General features: G+C 35.1%; 16 protein-coding genes, 3 pseudogenes and 3 other annotated features. Of the genes and pseudogenes, 6 read left to right on the forward strand and 13 right to left on the reverse strand.

What is annotated here, in order from left to right; all coding sequences use genetic code 11:
- Positions 1-290: 290 nt before the first annotated feature.
- From ABE048_RS02095 to ABE048_RS02110, 4 genes and pseudogenes are all read right to left on the reverse strand, one after another.
- Entirely contained in the window at positions 291-1,106 is an 816-nt protein-coding gene (locus ABE048_RS02095; protein WP_430308829.1) for a putative protein N(5)-glutamine methyltransferase, read from the reverse strand.
- 223 nt (positions 1,107-1,329) lie between these two features.
- Positions 1,330-2,685, reverse strand: a complete 1,356-nt coding sequence (locus ABE048_RS02100; RefSeq protein WP_430308830.1) for an amino acid permease — start codon at positions 2,683-2,685, stop codon at positions 1,330-1,332.
- Between the two features lie 88 nt (positions 2,686-2,773).
- Positions 2,774-3,028, reverse strand: a binding site (T-box leader).
- Between the two features lie 154 nt (positions 3,029-3,182).
- A pseudogene (locus tag ABE048_RS02105) lies at positions 3,183-3,396 on the reverse strand (helix-turn-helix domain-containing protein).
- A gap of 11 nt (positions 3,397-3,407) precedes the next feature.
- A pseudogene (locus ABE048_RS02110) lies at positions 3,408-3,500 on the reverse strand (DUF2975 domain-containing protein); the annotation flags it as partial.
- 232 nt (positions 3,501-3,732) lie between these two features.
- On the opposite strand from ABE048_RS02110, the gene ABE048_RS02115 reads away from it, so the two are divergent.
- The 3 genes from ABE048_RS02115 to ABE048_RS02125 are packed head-to-tail and all read left to right on the forward strand — an operon-like array spanning position 3,733 to position 5,073.
- Positions 3,733-4,074 carry a PadR family transcriptional regulator gene (locus ABE048_RS02115; RefSeq protein WP_430308831.1) on the forward strand — a complete coding sequence of 114 codons (342 nt, stop codon included), beginning with the start codon at positions 3,733-3,735 and terminating at the stop codon, positions 4,072-4,074.
- Entirely contained in the window at positions 4,067-4,549 is a 483-nt protein-coding gene (locus ABE048_RS02120; protein WP_430308832.1) for a hypothetical protein, read from the forward strand. The genes ABE048_RS02115 and ABE048_RS02120 overlap by 8 nt, the downstream gene beginning before the upstream one ends.
- Positions 4,546-5,073, forward strand: coding sequence for a permease (locus ABE048_RS02125; protein ID WP_430308833.1), 528 nt, complete (start codon positions 4,546-4,548; stop codon positions 5,071-5,073). The genes ABE048_RS02120 and ABE048_RS02125 overlap by 4 nt, the downstream gene beginning before the upstream one ends.
- Positions 5,074-5,304: 231 nt before the next feature.
- Here the strand turns inward: ABE048_RS02125 and ABE048_RS02130 are convergent, their stop codons facing one another.
- A complete protein-coding gene (locus ABE048_RS02130; protein WP_430308834.1) occupies positions 5,305-5,799 on the reverse strand; it encodes a S4 domain-containing protein in 495 nt (164 codons plus the stop codon).
- Between the two features lie 174 nt (positions 5,800-5,973).
- Positions 5,974-6,240, reverse strand: a binding site (T-box leader).
- 256 nt (positions 6,241-6,496) lie between these two features.
- Here ABE048_RS02130 and ABE048_RS02135 point away from each other — a divergent pair.
- Positions 6,497-6,931 (forward strand): hypothetical protein, encoded by a 435-nt coding sequence (locus tag ABE048_RS02135; RefSeq protein ID WP_430308835.1) that lies wholly within the window; start codon positions 6,497-6,499, stop codon positions 6,929-6,931.
- 347 nt (positions 6,932-7,278) lie between these two features.
- On the opposite strand, the pseudogene ABE048_RS02140 reads toward ABE048_RS02135, so the two are convergent.
- The 3 genes and pseudogenes from ABE048_RS02140 to ABE048_RS02150 all read right to left on the reverse strand — a co-directional run.
- Positions 7,279-7,559: pseudogene (locus ABE048_RS02140) on the reverse strand (GNAT family N-acetyltransferase); the annotation flags it as partial.
- A 66-nt stretch (positions 7,560-7,625) separates the two neighbouring features.
- Positions 7,626-9,062: a proline--tRNA ligase gene (gene proS, locus ABE048_RS02145; protein ID WP_430308836.1), complete on the reverse strand. Its 1,437-nt coding sequence runs from the start codon at positions 9,060-9,062 to the stop codon at positions 7,626-7,628.
- Positions 9,063-9,123: 61 nt separating this feature from the next.
- Positions 9,124-9,342: a binding site (T-box leader), on the reverse strand.
- Positions 9,343-9,622: 280 nt separating this feature from the next.
- Positions 9,623-9,862, reverse strand: a complete 240-nt coding sequence (locus ABE048_RS02150) for a CPCC family cysteine-rich protein (RefSeq protein ID WP_430308987.1) — start codon at positions 9,860-9,862, stop codon at positions 9,623-9,625.
- 560 nt (positions 9,863-10,422) lie between these two features.
- On the opposite strand from ABE048_RS02150, the gene ABE048_RS02155 reads away from it, so the two are divergent.
- The gene (locus tag ABE048_RS02155; protein WP_430308837.1) at positions 10,423-10,977 is read left to right on the forward strand and encodes a GNAT family N-acetyltransferase; all 555 of its coding nucleotides are present in this window, start codon (positions 10,423-10,425) and stop codon (positions 10,975-10,977) included.
- Between the two features lie 295 nt (positions 10,978-11,272).
- Here the strand turns inward: ABE048_RS02155 and ABE048_RS02160 are convergent, their stop codons facing one another.
- Positions 11,273-12,124 (reverse strand): helix-turn-helix transcriptional regulator, encoded by an 852-nt coding sequence (locus tag ABE048_RS02160; protein WP_430308838.1) that lies wholly within the window; start codon positions 12,122-12,124, stop codon positions 11,273-11,275.
- 122 nt (positions 12,125-12,246) lie between these two features.
- Here ABE048_RS02160 and fabF point away from each other — a divergent pair, with 122 nt between their 5' ends.
- Positions 12,247-13,482, forward strand: coding sequence for a beta-ketoacyl-ACP synthase II (fabF, locus tag ABE048_RS02165; RefSeq protein WP_430308839.1), 1,236 nt, complete (start codon positions 12,247-12,249; stop codon positions 13,480-13,482).
- 118 nt (positions 13,483-13,600) lie between these two features.
- Here the strand turns inward: fabF and ABE048_RS02170 are convergent, their stop codons facing one another.
- The 4 genes from ABE048_RS02170 to ABE048_RS02185 all read right to left on the reverse strand — a co-directional run bounded on the left by ABE048_RS02170 (position 13,601) and on the right by ABE048_RS02185 (position 16,357).
- Positions 13,601-14,164 carry a uridine kinase family protein gene (locus tag ABE048_RS02170; protein WP_430308988.1) on the reverse strand — a complete coding sequence of 188 codons (564 nt, stop codon included), beginning with the start codon at positions 14,162-14,164 and terminating at the stop codon, positions 13,601-13,603.
- A 322-nt stretch (positions 14,165-14,486) separates the two neighbouring features.
- Positions 14,487-15,044: a dihydrofolate reductase family protein gene (locus ABE048_RS02175; RefSeq protein WP_430308840.1), complete on the reverse strand. Its 558-nt coding sequence runs from the start codon at positions 15,042-15,044 to the stop codon at positions 14,487-14,489.
- Positions 15,045-15,567: 523 nt separating this feature from the next.
- Positions 15,568-16,005 (reverse strand): VOC family protein, encoded by a 438-nt coding sequence (locus ABE048_RS02180; RefSeq protein WP_430308841.1) that lies wholly within the window; start codon positions 16,003-16,005, stop codon positions 15,568-15,570.
- A 190-nt stretch (positions 16,006-16,195) separates the two neighbouring features.
- Positions 16,196-16,357, reverse strand: coding sequence for a hypothetical protein (locus ABE048_RS02185; RefSeq protein ID WP_430308842.1), 162 nt, complete (start codon positions 16,355-16,357; stop codon positions 16,196-16,198).
- Between the last annotated feature and the right edge of the window lie 157 nt (positions 16,358-16,514).

The following is a 16,514-nucleotide window of genomic DNA, read 5'->3' on the forward strand; positions in this document are numbered from 1 at the left end:
TCTTCGGTTTAAAGCATATCTACATCATCACCTTGTAGTATTGCCATGTTGTTGAATTCATTATACCTAACGAGGAATATTCCTGTCAAGGAATATTCTAAACACAATTATTCACAATATCATCTAACAAATATCTATTTTTTCTTTAAAGATGTTGTTCGATTATTTGGCCCTTAAATAAAAATAAGCGCTTATCCTTTTTCAAGGATAGCGCCATTTAGTTGAATAAGGACTTTTCATTAATATTGCCGCGAAGAAATTATCTTTCAATTATGCTTAGGGCTTACCACTTATTTACCTAAAGAAAGGCCAGAATTCGTTCCGATAACTACAGTAGCGTCCAGTTCCTCATCTCTAGCCACTTTCGTTGTCAACCCAGAACTACTAAAGATTTCAAAGGTCTGGGGTGTTTGCATTTTGCTCGTCTCTATCAAAAGATGCCCTCCCGGCGCTAGCCAAAGAGGTGCTTCTTGTGCTACTCTTCGCTGAATGTCAAGTCCATCCTCTCCTCCGTCAAGCGCCACCCTAGATTCATGTAGGCGAGCCTCCTGGGGAAGCAGCTTGATTGCTTTGGTAGGAACGTATGGTACGTTCGCAACTAAGATGTTCACATGGCCTTTAAGTGAATGAGGCAGTGCCTTATACAAGTCACCTTTAAAAACGCGGCCCCCGGAATTCGCTACGTTTCGGCTAGCACATTGTACTGCCAAAGGGTCAATATCAGCGGAGTATAACACGACCCGTCCCACAGCTGCGGCCAGCGCTACACCCACAGCTCCTGAACCGCAACATAGATCAACGACGATATCACCGGAACATGACAATGATTCTGCCTGATGAACAAGAAACTCGGTACGTTTGCGAGGCACAAAAACGCCCCGATCCACTTCTATCCGTAAACCACAGAACTCCGTGTATCCAACAACGTATTCAATAGGTAAACCGCCAGCTCGCATCTCTACCATTTTCATGAGTTCCTCTGAAGTTCGTGCCTCTGAGATAAGTAACCGGGTTTCATCTTCTGCGAAAACACAACCTTCACTCTGAAGCCTGTTAATTATACATTTTTCCGTTTTATTGTCCAAAAAGAAATTAATTTTCCCCATTATTTATCTCACCACTTTTTATAGACTTATTTAAAACCTTATATTCGTTAAAAATAGGAGATATCCTTCTACAACAAGTGGCCCTTAAATGAAAAATGAGCGCTTCCTTTTTCAAGGATAGCGCCCTTTAATGGAACAATATAATCTTAGCCATAAAACCATTTAATTCTTAATGAACTAACGCATTCGTTTGTTTAAGTAATTTTCTTCACAAACTGTGTTATCAAAATTTTTTGATTTTATATCCTATAAATAGAATCAAAAACCATATAGGTGCTACAATTAATGCTATTCGCATGTCCTCAATAAATCCCATTAAGACAATGACAAACGCTAAAAATGTTAACGCTAAATAGTTTGAAACTGGATATAATGGCATTTTAAATGCTAGTTTTTCTATTTCCTTTTTTGTTTTTGATTGTCTGAACTTTAATTGTGTAATCAGGATAATCGTCCAGCTGGTAATTACCGCAACCGTGGCAACAGAAGAAATATACAGAAACACTTTTTCAGGAACAATATAATTCAAAAATACTGCGATTAATAAAAACAATGAAGAGAACAGGATTCCACGTCTTGGACTTCCATTCTTGCTAAGCTTACCGAAATATTTCGGACCGTTATTTTGCAGTGATAAATTGTATAGCATTCTTCCCGAAGCGAATAACCCACTATTAAAAGCAGATAATGCTGCTGTTATGACAACGAAGTTAATTATATTTGCAGCACCAGGGATTCCAACTTTATCAAAAATTAACACAAACGGACTACCATTCGTGCCTATCTTATCCCAAGGATATAAAATCATCATGATTCCTAATGCACCAATATAAAAAATTAATATTCTCCAGATTACATTGTTGATGGCTGACGGAATTGAGTGTTGAGGATTTTTTGCTTCCCCTGCCGTAATTCCAACAAGTTCTACCCCGCCAAATGAAAACATCACGAGGACCAATGACATTATCATACCGTTGATTCCATTCGGCATTAATCCTCCATGAGTCCAAAGATTGTCAAAACCGATTGGCTGTCCTCCGTTCCCGATTCCCAGAAAGATGATTCCTAATCCAAGGAGAATCATTCCGATTATGGCTACAACTTTAATCATTGCAAACCAGAATTCAAACTCTCCATATGCTTTTACATTAGCAAGGTTTATCAATGTAAATACGATAAGTACAACCAGTGCTATCAACCAATTTGGAATATCAGGAAACCAGTAATTCACATAAATACCTACCACCGATATTTCTGCCATCCCAACGACAACCCACATAAACCAATAGGTCCAACCAGTTAAATAACCTGCAAATGTCCCTAAATATCGATGTGCATATGAACTAAATGAACCTGAAACTGGTTCATCCACAGCCATTTCCCCAAGTGCTCTCATAATGGTAAAAATAACTAAGCCTCCGATTAAATATGAGAACAAAATGGATGGTCCAGCCATTTGAATGGTTGCACTTGAGCCATAAAACAATCCAACACCAATTGAACCTCCAAGAGCAATTAACTGGATATGCCTATTGTCTAACCCCCGTTGAAGGCTCTTTTTTTGATAATCTTTACTCAATCCTTATTCCTCCTTAAATTTATTTCTAATATCGCAAGTTAATATAAGAAACAAAATAAAAAATAAAAAAACGCCCTTTTGGATTAACCAAAAGGACGATTCAACTCGTGTTACCACCTTTAATTCATAAGCAACTCATATTGCTTATCTTTGTAAGTACGGTCATCTGACGACGATACTTTAGCACATGATCACGGGTGCTAAGCCGGTGTAGCCTACTAAGGATTCCTTTTCAGTACACTGCTCCAAGATGAATTCACAATCTTTCAACATGCACCTCTCATCAGCCGGTAACTTTCTGTCTGTTTACATGATTGCTACTATTTCTTATCATAGCCTTTGTTCTTATACTTATATCTCGAAATGTTTTAAACAAATCTTCGTTATGCAAATATTAATTATATATAATTTTATCCCTAAATTTAAGTTTGTCAATACAAATTGTTAACGTCCATAGTTATACCTCCCCTAATAATTGTTAGTTTCCTCCACAATGTTTAACTGTCTTCGTCACTTTTGTATTCTAAAATATCTCCAGGCTGACGTTCTAAAGCCTTACAAATTGCCTCTAAAGTGTTAATCGAATCGCTTTTGCCTTTCCATTTTTCAATATAGAAAGGTTCGCATTGTTATTCCAACCTTCTCCGAAAGTTCTGTTACGCTTATTTTCCTTTTTGCTAACATCACATCAATATTGATTATAATTGCCATTGTTATTAACCTCAAACTGTAAAATCGTTTTCTGATTTGATATTAATTGCTTCTTGTAAAAGTTTTTTGAGAACAGCCGCAAAGACTACAATAACCATCGAAGCTTCATACCCACTGATTATTAGCCCTCCCCCCTTAAGGTGGGGCTCTTACTGCCCGTTAATGCGGGAAAAAAAAACATGCTGTTTATTTTTAGTATTGACATGATTTTATATTACATTTAAACTGTCAGTAACACATTACTGTTAACGACAGTATACTGTTAATAACAGTAATACTTTTAATGTTATGATGACAAAAATATTTTTTACATTTCATTTAGGAGGTTAGATATTTATGAAACATACAGGGAGACATACAGGTGCATTCCTTTTGCTGTTTTTAACAGAAGGAGATAGCTATGGAGGGAAACTCCTGCAGAAATGTGAAGAAGAGCTTCCCGTCAATCCAATTGATAGTGCCATCTTATATCGCACACTAAAAAAATTAGAGAAAGAAGGTGCTGTTGAGTCCTATTTAGATACATCTGATCAAGATAAACCGATAAAAATGTACAAAATTACTACAGCTGGAAAAGAACAATTAGAAGATTTTCAAATTGACATTGAAGAAAAAATTAAGAATTTATCATTTTTCTTAAATAAATACCAAAAACAGAAGGAGTCTGATCATGATTAATGGCGCTATCCTTTACACTATTGCTATTATTCTTATCAGTATTTCTATTATAAAGGATCAAAATAAAACAAAAGATGCTCTATTAAAGTCATGGAAAATGTTTCGCAATCTTATACCTTCCATGCTATCAATTATGCTTTTCGTTGGACTATCACTATCTATATTAACGCCTTCCTTCATTTCTTCCATCATTGGGGAAAAATCTGGATTCATCGGTATTGTTTATTCAGCAATCATTGGCTCTGTTGCACTTATTCCAAGCTTTGTTGTGTTTCCTCTTGGAAATACATTAGTCCAAAATGGTGCGGGCCTCCCTCAAGTTGCGGCATTAATGTCTACATTAATGTCAGTAGGAATCACAACTTTACCGATGGAACAAAAGATATTTGGGCGTAGTTTTGCTTATTCGCGTAATGCATCTGCGTTGTTAATGTCTATCATATTCTCGTATATTATTTGGGTGGTGATGGTATGAATGAATTAAAAAAATATCGTTTCTTTTTCATTTTACTATTGGAACTTATTATATTGACTTGTATAAACCAATCGTTGGGAAGGAACGCATTTCAATTAACAGGCAAAAGTATTTTAGATATGCTGTTCCTACTCCCTCCTGTCTTAATATTCGTAGGGTTGCTTGACCAGTGGGTGAAAAAAGAAACATTAATTAAATATATGGGAGAAAAATCTGGCATCTATGGTATTTTGTTCTCTCTATTATTAGGAGGAATTGCAGCTGGTCCTCTCTATGTGGCTTTTCCAATCGCAGCACTTTTATTAAAAAAAGGGGCGGGTATTAGGTACATCGTATTTTTCTTAGGCGTTTGGACAACTGCAAAATTACCGATCATAGTGTATGAATTCTCTTCATTTGGAGCTACATTTACACTCATTCACATTTGCTTCGGTCTATTATTTTTCTATTTAATGGGCATTGTTTTTGAGAAATTTTATGACCAACGACAACTGATAAAGTATGATATAACTAAAGAAGTTTAGATTTAGATTAGTAAGTCAATAAGCCCTTCCATCCCAGATTCTTTTGTAGCTGTAACCTTTTTTCAATAACCCAGAAACCAATTTTTATTTGGTCCATAGTATCACCTGCATATACATTTCATCTTATTTTACTATCTTTTCTTATTGAACTAACCTGTACCGTTAGTTGAATAATTTTAAATATCCTATTCACTAATTTTAATGTTTAGTTCGGTTGCTAAATATTTTTCATCAAATGAAAATGGAAATACGTTCTCCCTTTGACAATCTTGAACTAGGTTTAATGACTTGTTCATTTAATTGAATTGTTCCTTTTTCAATCTTTTCTATGATCTGTGATCGACTCCAATCCTCAATTTGATTTGCAAGCACTTTATCAATTCGATGTTTTCCTATCACATCATCTAGTACAATGTGTATCATCTTTACTCCTTGTTCTGCTAAGCTGGTTATTGGAATGGCTGACATAATTGAAGATTCTTCTTTCTGCTCATCAATTTCAGCAACATGCTCTGAGAACGTTTTATAAATAGATAGCTTTTTGTTCCAAGTATGATTTTTTTCGCATTTATAAATCGCAAATTTGTAAATGCTTTTTCCGTTTGCGTTATGCCTTCGCACATTGGTGTCCGTAAATACTGATAATTTGCCACACATTTTGCAGTGCTTCTTTACAGTTCGTTCTGGTATTTGAGAAATTTTCCAGTGGAATGTTATTTTTAACATTAATCCTTCACCTCTTAATAAGATAAGGTATGCAAGCATCTATTTGGATATCTTGCAGCGCAGAATTAAAATTAAATTGAAAAAATTAAAAAGGAGATCCCACACAAGGACCTCCTTTCTTCTCTCACTATTCTTCTTCGTTACTTTAAGAACATTTCTTCACAAGCTATTCATCTTGAGGACGAGAGTTTATATCTCCGTGGTACCACCTCAGTTTATTGATATGTCACCATACCAACCTCTTCGGGTACGGCAATTTTTAATAATTGATTATACCCTATCTCTATAACGGGAGACCCCGTCGCAGTATCACTAAGTATATCTTAGATCCGTGCAAAGGCTCCGAGTCTTTTTTCATAATGATCATTATTGCTCCTTTTCACCTACCGAAGCTCTCTGGAAATAATGAATCAAAATTACTCTTCTCTTCATAGCCGAATATTCCGTATATTTAAAAAATACATTAACTTAAATGGATATTTTAGTCAATGCTTGTTCAACTAAATGGCCTTTAAATGAAAAATGAGCGCATATCCTTTTTCAAGGATAGCGCCCGATTGTGGCATAAAATGACAAGGTCACGGAAATGAGCCACTTTATTTAAAGTAAAGTTCTTTCTTCATTGAAGTGAACAAAATCAATATAAGAAATAAAATAAAAATAATAAAGAAGGAACTGAGAATTTCTAAGGAAGGTTGTGGTGAACATCAAGGTTAAGAATTTTTATTATCTGATTGCAGGCGTCCTTGCGATGCTGTTTGCCGTCACGCACGCATGGAACGGGCAATCCGCTGTGCTACCGACGCTCAACATTGAGGCGATATCCGAGGGTACCCGGACAGTATTCACGTATGTCTGGCACATAATCACGGCGGAAAATCTGGTCTTCGGCATCGCTTTCATTTTCATGTCATTCCAAACCGAGCAATCAAAGATCCGGTTTGCCGCATGGTTGATCGCGGCAATCCTGATCGTCCGACTTATTGTTATTCTTGGTGTAACGGCGTTGCTTGACGAATCGGGGCTTACGGATACGCTTATAGATTCGATTACCATCATAATCTATGTCGCCCTCATCATACTGGGCACAAGAATGAAGAAAAAGCAGTACGATGGTCAGCAACCACAGTAACAGAGATGGCGAAGTTGTCTTCTAACTCTGTAAGAGGGTAAACCCCATGCCCATCAAGCTAATAACAAAAAATGAGTTACATTCTACCGTTTTTCTATAAAATCCGATTCAACTGGGACCTGAACAGAATGTCGTGCAGACCTAAATGAGCGTTATCAAGATAGAGGACATTAACACCAGGAATTAAAGATTCTATAGTCCTCTAAGGCTTAACCAAAAAGGATTTTATTATTTCCGCTAAAGTTTAAATGTAAAAGTTACAGTTATCTTGGGGTTACCCGTTATTCCAGAATATGGACCTTAAATGAAAAATGAGCGCTTATCCTTTTTTCAAGGATAGCGCCCTTTTTTCCACGATATTCCGATAAAACGACTAAATCCATTATGTTAGCAGCCATTATTTGATCTGATATAACCCTTACCATACCAATCATTTTGTTATTATCCCTAACTGTATATGCCCAGTTGAATTTTTAAATATTAATGTGAACTTTTCAATCTGCCAAAATGGAGTATTTCTCGCCCATCCAGCATCTTCAAAAAGTGCTTCAACGTAGTTAACTGGAACCCCCTCAGTACCTTCCCCAATTACTAAGCCATTATATGGCCCATTTTCGGAATAGCACAATTGGACTTCTCCGGCAATTTTACAAAAGTCGCCGTTAATCTAAGTGGAATATTTCACAATAGCAGCTTAATAAGCACGAGCAAACCAAACCGTATGTTTGGCTTCTTTACCACAATTAAGGCATGTGTGTTTTGTTGCTGGTGGATTAAATGGAATGTTTCGTGTTGTGAATTTTGTTTTTTCTTTTACATTATCTTCACAAGCATCGTCTCCGCACCAACCAGCTAATATCCAACCAGAAATTGTTCCATTTTGTTCGGATACTTCTAGATGTTGTTTTAACTGTTCGATTGTATCGATATGTGTGTGTGAATTCTCCGTACGGAAAGCTTTTGCTTTTTCAAATAGACGAGTTTGCATTGTTTCAAGTTCTTTTTTTATGCTTCCAACAATGGATTCTAAAGGTACGGAAACTTTCTCTTCTACATCACGTGCTTTCATTAAACCTTGATTATTTTCTAAATCACGTGGACCAAGTTCAATACGTACAGGTACACCTTTTAACTCCCATTCATTAAATTTATAACCTGGTGATTGATCAGAATCATCAAGACGAACGCGAATTCCTTTCGCCTTTAAAGCTACAAAGATTTCATCTAATTTCTCCATAATTGCAGGGTTCTTTTTCCATGGACCAACTGGAATCAAAACAACCTGAGTTGGTGCTATTTTTGGAGGTAAAATAAGACCTTGTTCATCGCCATGAACCATGATGACCGAACCAATTAAACGTGTGGACGTACCCCAAGATGTTGTATGGACATATGCCTGTTTATTTTCTTTATTTAAATATTTTATATCAAATGCTTCCGCAAATTTTGTACCTAAGTAGTGTGAAGTACCTGCTTGTACGGCTTTTCCATCTTTCATCATTGCTTCAATGGAGAATGTATCAATCGCACCAGCAAAGCGTTCTAATGGTGTCTTTTGCCCATCAAAAACTGGAATTGCAAGTAATCCTTCTACGACTTCTTTATAAATAGTTAACATTTGCATTGTTTCCTTACGCGCATCTTCTTCATCTATATGAGCAGTATGACCTTCTTGCCATAAAAATTCAGAGGTACGGATAAATGGAAGAGTTTTCTTTTCCCAACGGAATACATTTGCCCATTGATTAATTAAAACTGGGAGATCTCGATAACTTTTAATCCAGTTTGAATACAAATGACCAATCATTGTTTCTGAAGTCGGACGCAGTGCTAAACGTTCTTCTAATTTCTCTCCTGCAGCTTCTGTTACCCAAGGAAGCTCTGGTGAGAATCCTTCAATATGATCCTTTTCCTTTTGGAAGAAGGATTCTGGAATTAACATTGGGAAATATGCATTGCGATGACCGGTTTCTTTAAACCGTTTATCCATCTCTTCTTGAATATGTTCCCATATTTCATAGCCATCTGGCTTAAATGCAATACAACCACGAACTGGAGTGTAATCCATTAAATCAGCTTTTTGAATCGTATCAATATACCATTTTGAAAAATCGTTTGTTTTTTGTGACATCATCTTTTCCTCCTGAGAAAATGAAATAACTTTAAAAATAAAAAAGCATAAAGAGTCCTTAAAAAAGGACGTCTTTACGCTAATAGACGTGGTACCACCTTAGTTCGACATTAATAATAAATATTAAGTCCTCTAAACGTTTGTAACGAAACGACTCGGTTAGTTTTTATCCAAACATCTCCGTGGTAGGGTTCAATAAGAAGGGGTGATATAGCTTTCAGCCAAGGCTATATTTTCTGTTTCACAATACTTATTTACTTGATCACATCATTGATTACATATTTATAAACTAATGTATCAAATCGCCAAAAATTATTCAATAGTTACTGTAAACACATGTAACATATTATATATGGCCTACTTTAAAAAAGTTTTTAATTCTTGTTTATTAAATCTTCCTAATCAATAGTTTAAGTGTTAACTTTTGCAATATCCACTTTGCTTTAAAATTGTTATTAAACAATATGACCATTTAACTAAAGAATGCACAATTCTTTTTCAAGAATAACTCCCTTTAATTGAATAACGATTAACCTTCTATTAGCTGGTTTAGTTATTACCTATAATGGTTTCCAATCAGGGTCCTTTACAAACTCAATACACCTTTCCTCACAAGCTCCAATTAAGACATAATTTTTCTGCGCTTGCCTTAAAGATGGTATGTTTGCCCCACCCTGATAATCAGGGTCATCATATTGAACTCCATCGTCTTCCCAAAAACAAATACTACATATATCATATGTTCCTGGAGGTTTTTCATCTAATGTTTTATAACCACAACAAGGACAAGTATATTTCATTTGATCACTCCAATAATTGTATTTCCCTTCAGCCATTATCCTACCTCTAGAATTGCGCCCGATAATTGAAGATCGTTAAGCATCCGTTAGTGAAATAAGACATTACATACTCTGTACTCGTATCTATGTAGTCCTGGTTGAGAGAAATGCGAAACCCATTTAGCTTTTATGATTTCACCTTCTATATCAATAATAACTTCCCTATGGTCATACATTGTTAGGTATTTTAGTGATTAACTCAATTATATGTACCTTCATTATTAAGGTCATACCTATCAAAAGGAGAAGTAACTCAACAAACAATAACACAATCAACTTTCCCTTCGTTCTTTTCTTTAAAAAAATTCTGCATTATCACATCAGCATTTTATTCATACTTTATTACAAAATATCAATCTTTCCATCAGGCTTTTTACACTAACTCCCATAGATGCTAAAATAATGATATCAAAACTAAAGAGTTGTAGATATGAGTGCGAAAAGTGCAGTAGTTGTTTGTCTAGACAAATAATCCAAGGGATGTAACTCTAACTGCATGCCTTGAACAAGGGAGAAAGCAAATGGAACATTATTTTAAAGAATTTCTAACAGGTCAATCTATTACTTTACAGCAAATGACGGCTTCCGATTTAGAGGCATTTGTCAAAATTGAAAGTGAAAAAAAGACGTTATTACTTGCCAATGACGAAATCCCCTTTCCTAATACATTTGAAGATCATTCTAAATTCTTTCAAAGCATTAGCGGTAAAAAAGAGGAATTTTTCTTCGGTATCTTTGAAAAGTCATCAAATGAGCTGATCGGCTCCTGCGGTGTTTATGCAATTAACTGGCAAAATAGTACTTGCTTTGTAGGCATTTCAATTGGTGAAGATTGGCAAGGTAAAGGGCTTGGAACGGATACCATGAAAACCCTCATTGATTTTATTTTTAATTATATTTCCATCCATAAAATTAAGCTTCAGGTTTTCAGCTTTAATAAAGGTGCGATTCGCTCTTATGAAAAATGCGGCTTTACAAAAGAGGGCATTTTACGTAATGAAATTTTCCGCTTTGGCAAGTTTCATGATATCTTGTTATTTGGTCTATTACGAGAAGAATGGACTCCAGTAAAATAGCTATTAGGCCCGCATTTCTTCCAAGAATGCGGGCGTTGTAGTTGGTGTGCCTTGATGAAAGTATATTTATGTTCCTAAGTTTATCACATATGTCTCCTACAGATTCCTTCTCGATTGCTTAAAAGCTTTTCCCCTTTATTCAACAATCTGGCCCTTTTCTTGAATAAGAAAAAAGCATTACTATTGCTCCAGTAATGCACTCGTTACTTGAATAAGGTTTGTTCTTCTTTTATTAAAAATCGTTATCGTTTATTTCAGAAAAGCCCCCTTTAATGGAATAACGAATTTACTTTATTTAATTTTTAACCGAAACCCTTTTCATTAATCGCTTTAGTTTATTTTCTGTATCCGTTTCCTCTACTGGTGTATAGATACTGCACCGTAAATCCATATCACCTTGAACCTGAAGAGAAGTTAAATTAAACAACATTTTGCCTGCTTTAGCATGTCTGAATTCAATTATCATTTCTGGAGCCTTACTTACTTGACTTTCTTGCCATAAATCCTGAAATTCTGAATGTGAAAAACTCATTTCTTTAATAAATTGGTTGTACCATTCATCGCCTAAATAATGTCCATAATAGGTACGGAAAATAGCAAGAAAACCTTTTGCAAAATGTTCCCAATTGACGGCCAATGATTTAAATTCTTTTCTAGTGAACACTAAACGAATCAAATTTCTTTGATCATTCGGTATTTGTTCAAAATCTAAAAAAACATGAGCAGCTGCAGGATTCCAGCCCACTATATGGCAATGTCGATCTGTAATGATAGTCGGACAGTATGTTAATTCTGCTAGTATTCGTTTTAAAGAAGGGCTTAGTTCTGATTGATCCTTTTTTGGATGTGTAATTTCTAATTTTGCTTCTAATGCTAGGTCATATAAGTAGTCTCTTTCATCATTATTCAATTGCAAAACTGTAGAAATACAATCAAGTACGATAGAAGAAACTTTTATATCTCTACCTTGTTCTAACCATGTATACCAAGTGGTACTTACACCTGCTAATTGTGCGACCTCTTCTCTTCGTAATCCAGGTGTCCTTCTCCTGGTCCCGGCAGGTAATCCAACAGACTCCGGTTTAATTTGTGCACGCTTAGCTTTTAAGAACGTTGACAAAGCTTCAAGTCTAGTTTTATCATTCATTTTTATAACTCCTCTTTATACCAATTTAACCTAGCATTATTTATACCAGGATAAGCAATCTCTTGTAATAGGATAAACAGACTGTAAAATACAAGTATATTATTGATTGGGAGTGATGAAAAGTGGAAAGAGTTGTGATTACTGGAATGGGCGTAGTCTCTCCTTTAGGAAACAATATCAAAACATTTTGGAATAATTTGATTAGCGGAGAATCTGGTATATCCACTATTGATACATTTGATGTTACTAATCATAAGACAAAAATAGCAGGTATCATTCAAGATTTTGATGCAGATAAAATTTTAGGAAAGAAAGAAGCAAAACGTTTAGATCGCTTTTCTCAATTTGCTTTAGCTGCGGCTGAACAAGCTTGGACAGATTCTAAATTAGACCTTGAATGTATTGATGTAGAAAGGTTAGGGGTTTACGTAGGTTCAGGTATTGGCGGAATTAATACTTTAATTGAAAATATTGATGCGCTTAGACAGAAGGGGCCAAGAAGAGTGAGTCCAACTCTAGTACCAGCTATGATGTCTAATGCTGCTGCTGCACAAATAAGTATTAAATGGAACGCAATGGGACCCTCTATGTCTCCTGTTTCTGCATGTGCAATTGGAAACACAGCTATTGGAGAAGCCGTTAGAATAATTCGCTCTGGAGAAGTTGACGTTATGTTTGCAGGTGGAACAGAGGCAGCTATAACAGACTTATCAATAGCAAGCTTCAGTAATGCTACAGCATTATCAACAAGAAATGATGATCCAACTAAAGCCAGTCGCCCTTTTGATGAAAATCGAGATGGATTTGTCATGTCAGAAGGAGCTGGAATTCTAATCTTAGAATCTTTATCACATGCTTTACGTAGAAAAGCAAAGATTTATGCGGAAGTAATTGGTTATGGTGCAAGCTCAGATGCATACCATATAGTAGCTACACATCCAGAAGGTAAAGGCGCCTATCTTGCAATGAGATCCGCTTTAAAAAATGCTAATCTAACTACTGAAGAAATTGATGTTATTAGTGCCCATGCAACAAGTACAAAAGTGGGAGATATATCTGAAACCATGGCTATTAAGAAGCTATTTGGAAAACAAGCTTATCAGATTCCAATAACAGCTAATAAATCTATGCTTGGTCATATGTTAGGTGCTGCTGGTGGTGTTGAAGCAATTGCTTTAGCGATGAGTTTAAAGGAAGGAATAATTCCTCCAACAATTAATTTAGAAAAAACTGATCCATTATGTGATTTAGATTATGTACCAGCTGTTTCTCGTCAAGTGAACATAAAGACAGGACTTTCTAATTCGTTTGGCTTCGGAGGTCATAATGCAGCTTTAGTTTTAAGAAAATATGAGTGAATAAAATTTCTCTCATAAATCTAACCGTTTCTTAAGGAAACGGTTAGATTTATTCCGTTAAATGGCCTATTCATGAGGAAGATTATAATTAACGCTACCCGTTTGTTTAACAAGATAATTATTTAGTTCCATTAACTACGAGATCTACTCTTTCATAAGGTTTATGTTCGTTAACATAAATGTCTTCAGAAATCATCCAGTTATTTTCCCACATATCACGAGATACTTCTCCGTCTCTTTCAAGACCTCGCAAAAGCCTTATTTCTCGTGGACAATTAACCCATATTGTAAAATCGTATTTATTTACTAATTCTTCTCGAATAGAATAAACACCTTCAACTATAACAATTCCTCCAATGGGAACTGTATGCCATTCTGCTAAATCATCCTGCTCCCAATCATATCGCTGATATTGTCCTTCTTGATTTTGACTGATTGGTTTAAGAACTTGATTTAATACACGTTTCCAATCAAAGTCTGCACCAATTGGCTTTTTCTCTGGACTTAACTTTATAATTTGTGAGGACGGTAAATAGAAATCATCCATATGGACAACAGTTACGTTAGAACATTTATCCTTTAATTTATTTGCTAATGTACTTTTTCCTGCCCCCCCACAACCGTCTACTCCAATTAACAAGGTTGATTGTTTTTTTGGAATTAAATCAATTGAACTAATCAATTGTTCAAAATTATTATATTTTCCATTCTTCGCTCTATAATCCACAATATCACCATTTTTTAATTGTTATTTTTTTCAACCATTTAATTAAACTTGCTTTTTGCCATATATAGAATCGCACCATGGTGAAATGTTCTACACTTAATTAGCCTATCCCTTCTTCTATACCCATTTTCTTAAAAATGTTGTTCAACAATCTGGCCCTTAAATAAAAAAATGAGCGCTTATCCTTTTTCAAGGATTGCGCCCGATTGCTATAGAAGTGACAATGAGTATCTTCTAATGATATTTATTGCATTTCATTTTAAAATGTGCAATTTTATTATTTCGTATTCAAATGATAGATTAGTTGCACAACACCAGATGAGAATGTTCTTGTATTAACCAGGTTTAAATTTAACCTTTGCTTTATATCAGTAAACAGCGGTTTTCCTTCTCCCAAAATAACAGGATGAACAGATAATCTAAATTCATCAACAAGCCCTAAATTGATAAAAGTTGTAATTAGACTTGATCCACCATATAGCCAGATGTCTTTACCAGGCTTATTCTTCAATATATTTACTTCTTGAAGAATGTTATCATTTATGTAAATTGTTTTATGATTAGCCCCTTTTTGCGTTTTAGAAAATATAATTTTTTCTTTACTATGAATTAATTCCCACATTTCTTTATCAGAAATTTCTGGAGTAAATTCTCCCCATAAATCGTAGCTTTTTCTTCCATAGAAAATAGTATCAATTTGATTTAAGAAATTAATAAAATCCATCTCAGAGTCCATGATGCACCAATCAACTTCTCCATTTTCCCCTTCAATAAAACCATCTAAAGTAACTGCTAAATCTAATATAATTTTTCTCGATTTTACCCCATTAGACACAATTCTTCCTCCCTTTAATCATTTAGATTGTGTTTCTCACCGATTTTTTATTTTAACATTATTTACACAATTAGTTATACAAGAGAATTGTACCGATATGATGATATACAATGCAGGCCCATGATATTTGATTGCCTAGGGCGTTCAATCATTAGTTTTTCATTTATTTGTTTTCTTCCACATTTATGACACATTTCCTTTCTTGTGCCCTTTCTTAACATACTCTCCGTAAATAATTTATATGTATATATCGATATCTAATACTTTAAACCAATAATTATTGATAAAATTAATTTTCCCAAAACGGAACTTACCAACTATGGTCGTTCGCATTTGCTAACAATTGATTTACCAAAACGTCTTTAGCGTGAGACATCCAATCACACTCACACTAATTATAAAGTTTCTATTTCGACGCCCTTCTGAAATCTTCTGCATTATTCCTTTAAAAGGCCCTATGAAAATAAGCGCTCATCCCTATTCAAGGAAAGCGCCGTTTTCTTAACAAAGTCCCCAATATTTATTATTTGATTTGCTCCGCCAACTCTAAAATAATCCCTTCTGGCCCACGAACGTAGCATAATTTATAAGAGTTTTCGTAGTTTTGTATCTCACCAAAAAGTTCCGCGCCTTTCTTTTTCAATTTGGCAACAACGGCTTCAATATCTTCAACAGCAAATGCAATATGCTGGATACCCAAGGTATTTGCAAAAGATTGCTGAATACCTTTTTCATCTGACGGCGTATGGAATTTGACCAACTCCAAAGTTGCCTGGCCGTCTGGCATCCCTAACCATACAACTGTCTCTCTAACGTCATTAAGCCCAATTATCCGTTCCACCCACTCTCCTTTCACTTCTGTTTCCCCTAGCACTTCAAGTCCAAGGTTAAGAAAAAAGGCTTTAGCGGCAGGAAGATCATTTACGATTACACCCACATGATCTATTCTATGGATTTTCATATCTCATACCTCCTATTTTCCTAAGTTTATCACATATGTCTCCTAAAGATTTCTTCTCGATTGCTTAAAAGCTTGTCCCCTTTATTCCACAATCTGTCTCTTAAATGAAAATAAGCGCTTATCCTTATTCGAAGATAGCTCCCGATTGTTAAAAGATCATAATAACTTCTATTAGCTGGTTTTATTTATGTCAATCCTTTAAGAGCTCTTCGTTGATTTCTTCAGCAGTTTCTTGAGTACCATCTTTTTTTACTATCATTACTTCTGCATCTTTTACATCACTGATTGCATACCAAAACCTCTTATTATCTTCAACCTTGATGATTTTTGTACTCTTATCTCCTACATACACTTCAAAAATAGATTTTTCACTAATTGCTCCCGAATAAATATGGTACTTCGTGCATTAAAACGGGTTATAGTTCACTGACAGTAATTATTATATATTTTCAAAATTGGTTCTAAAACAAAATTAAAGAGCATCATTCTTATTTGTGAATGATACCCTC

The sequence above is a fragment of the Rummeliibacillus pycnus genome, from assembly GCF_050459865.1.
Taxonomy (GTDB): domain Bacteria; phylum Bacillota; class Bacilli; order Bacillales_A; family Planococcaceae; genus Rummeliibacillus; species Rummeliibacillus pycnus_B.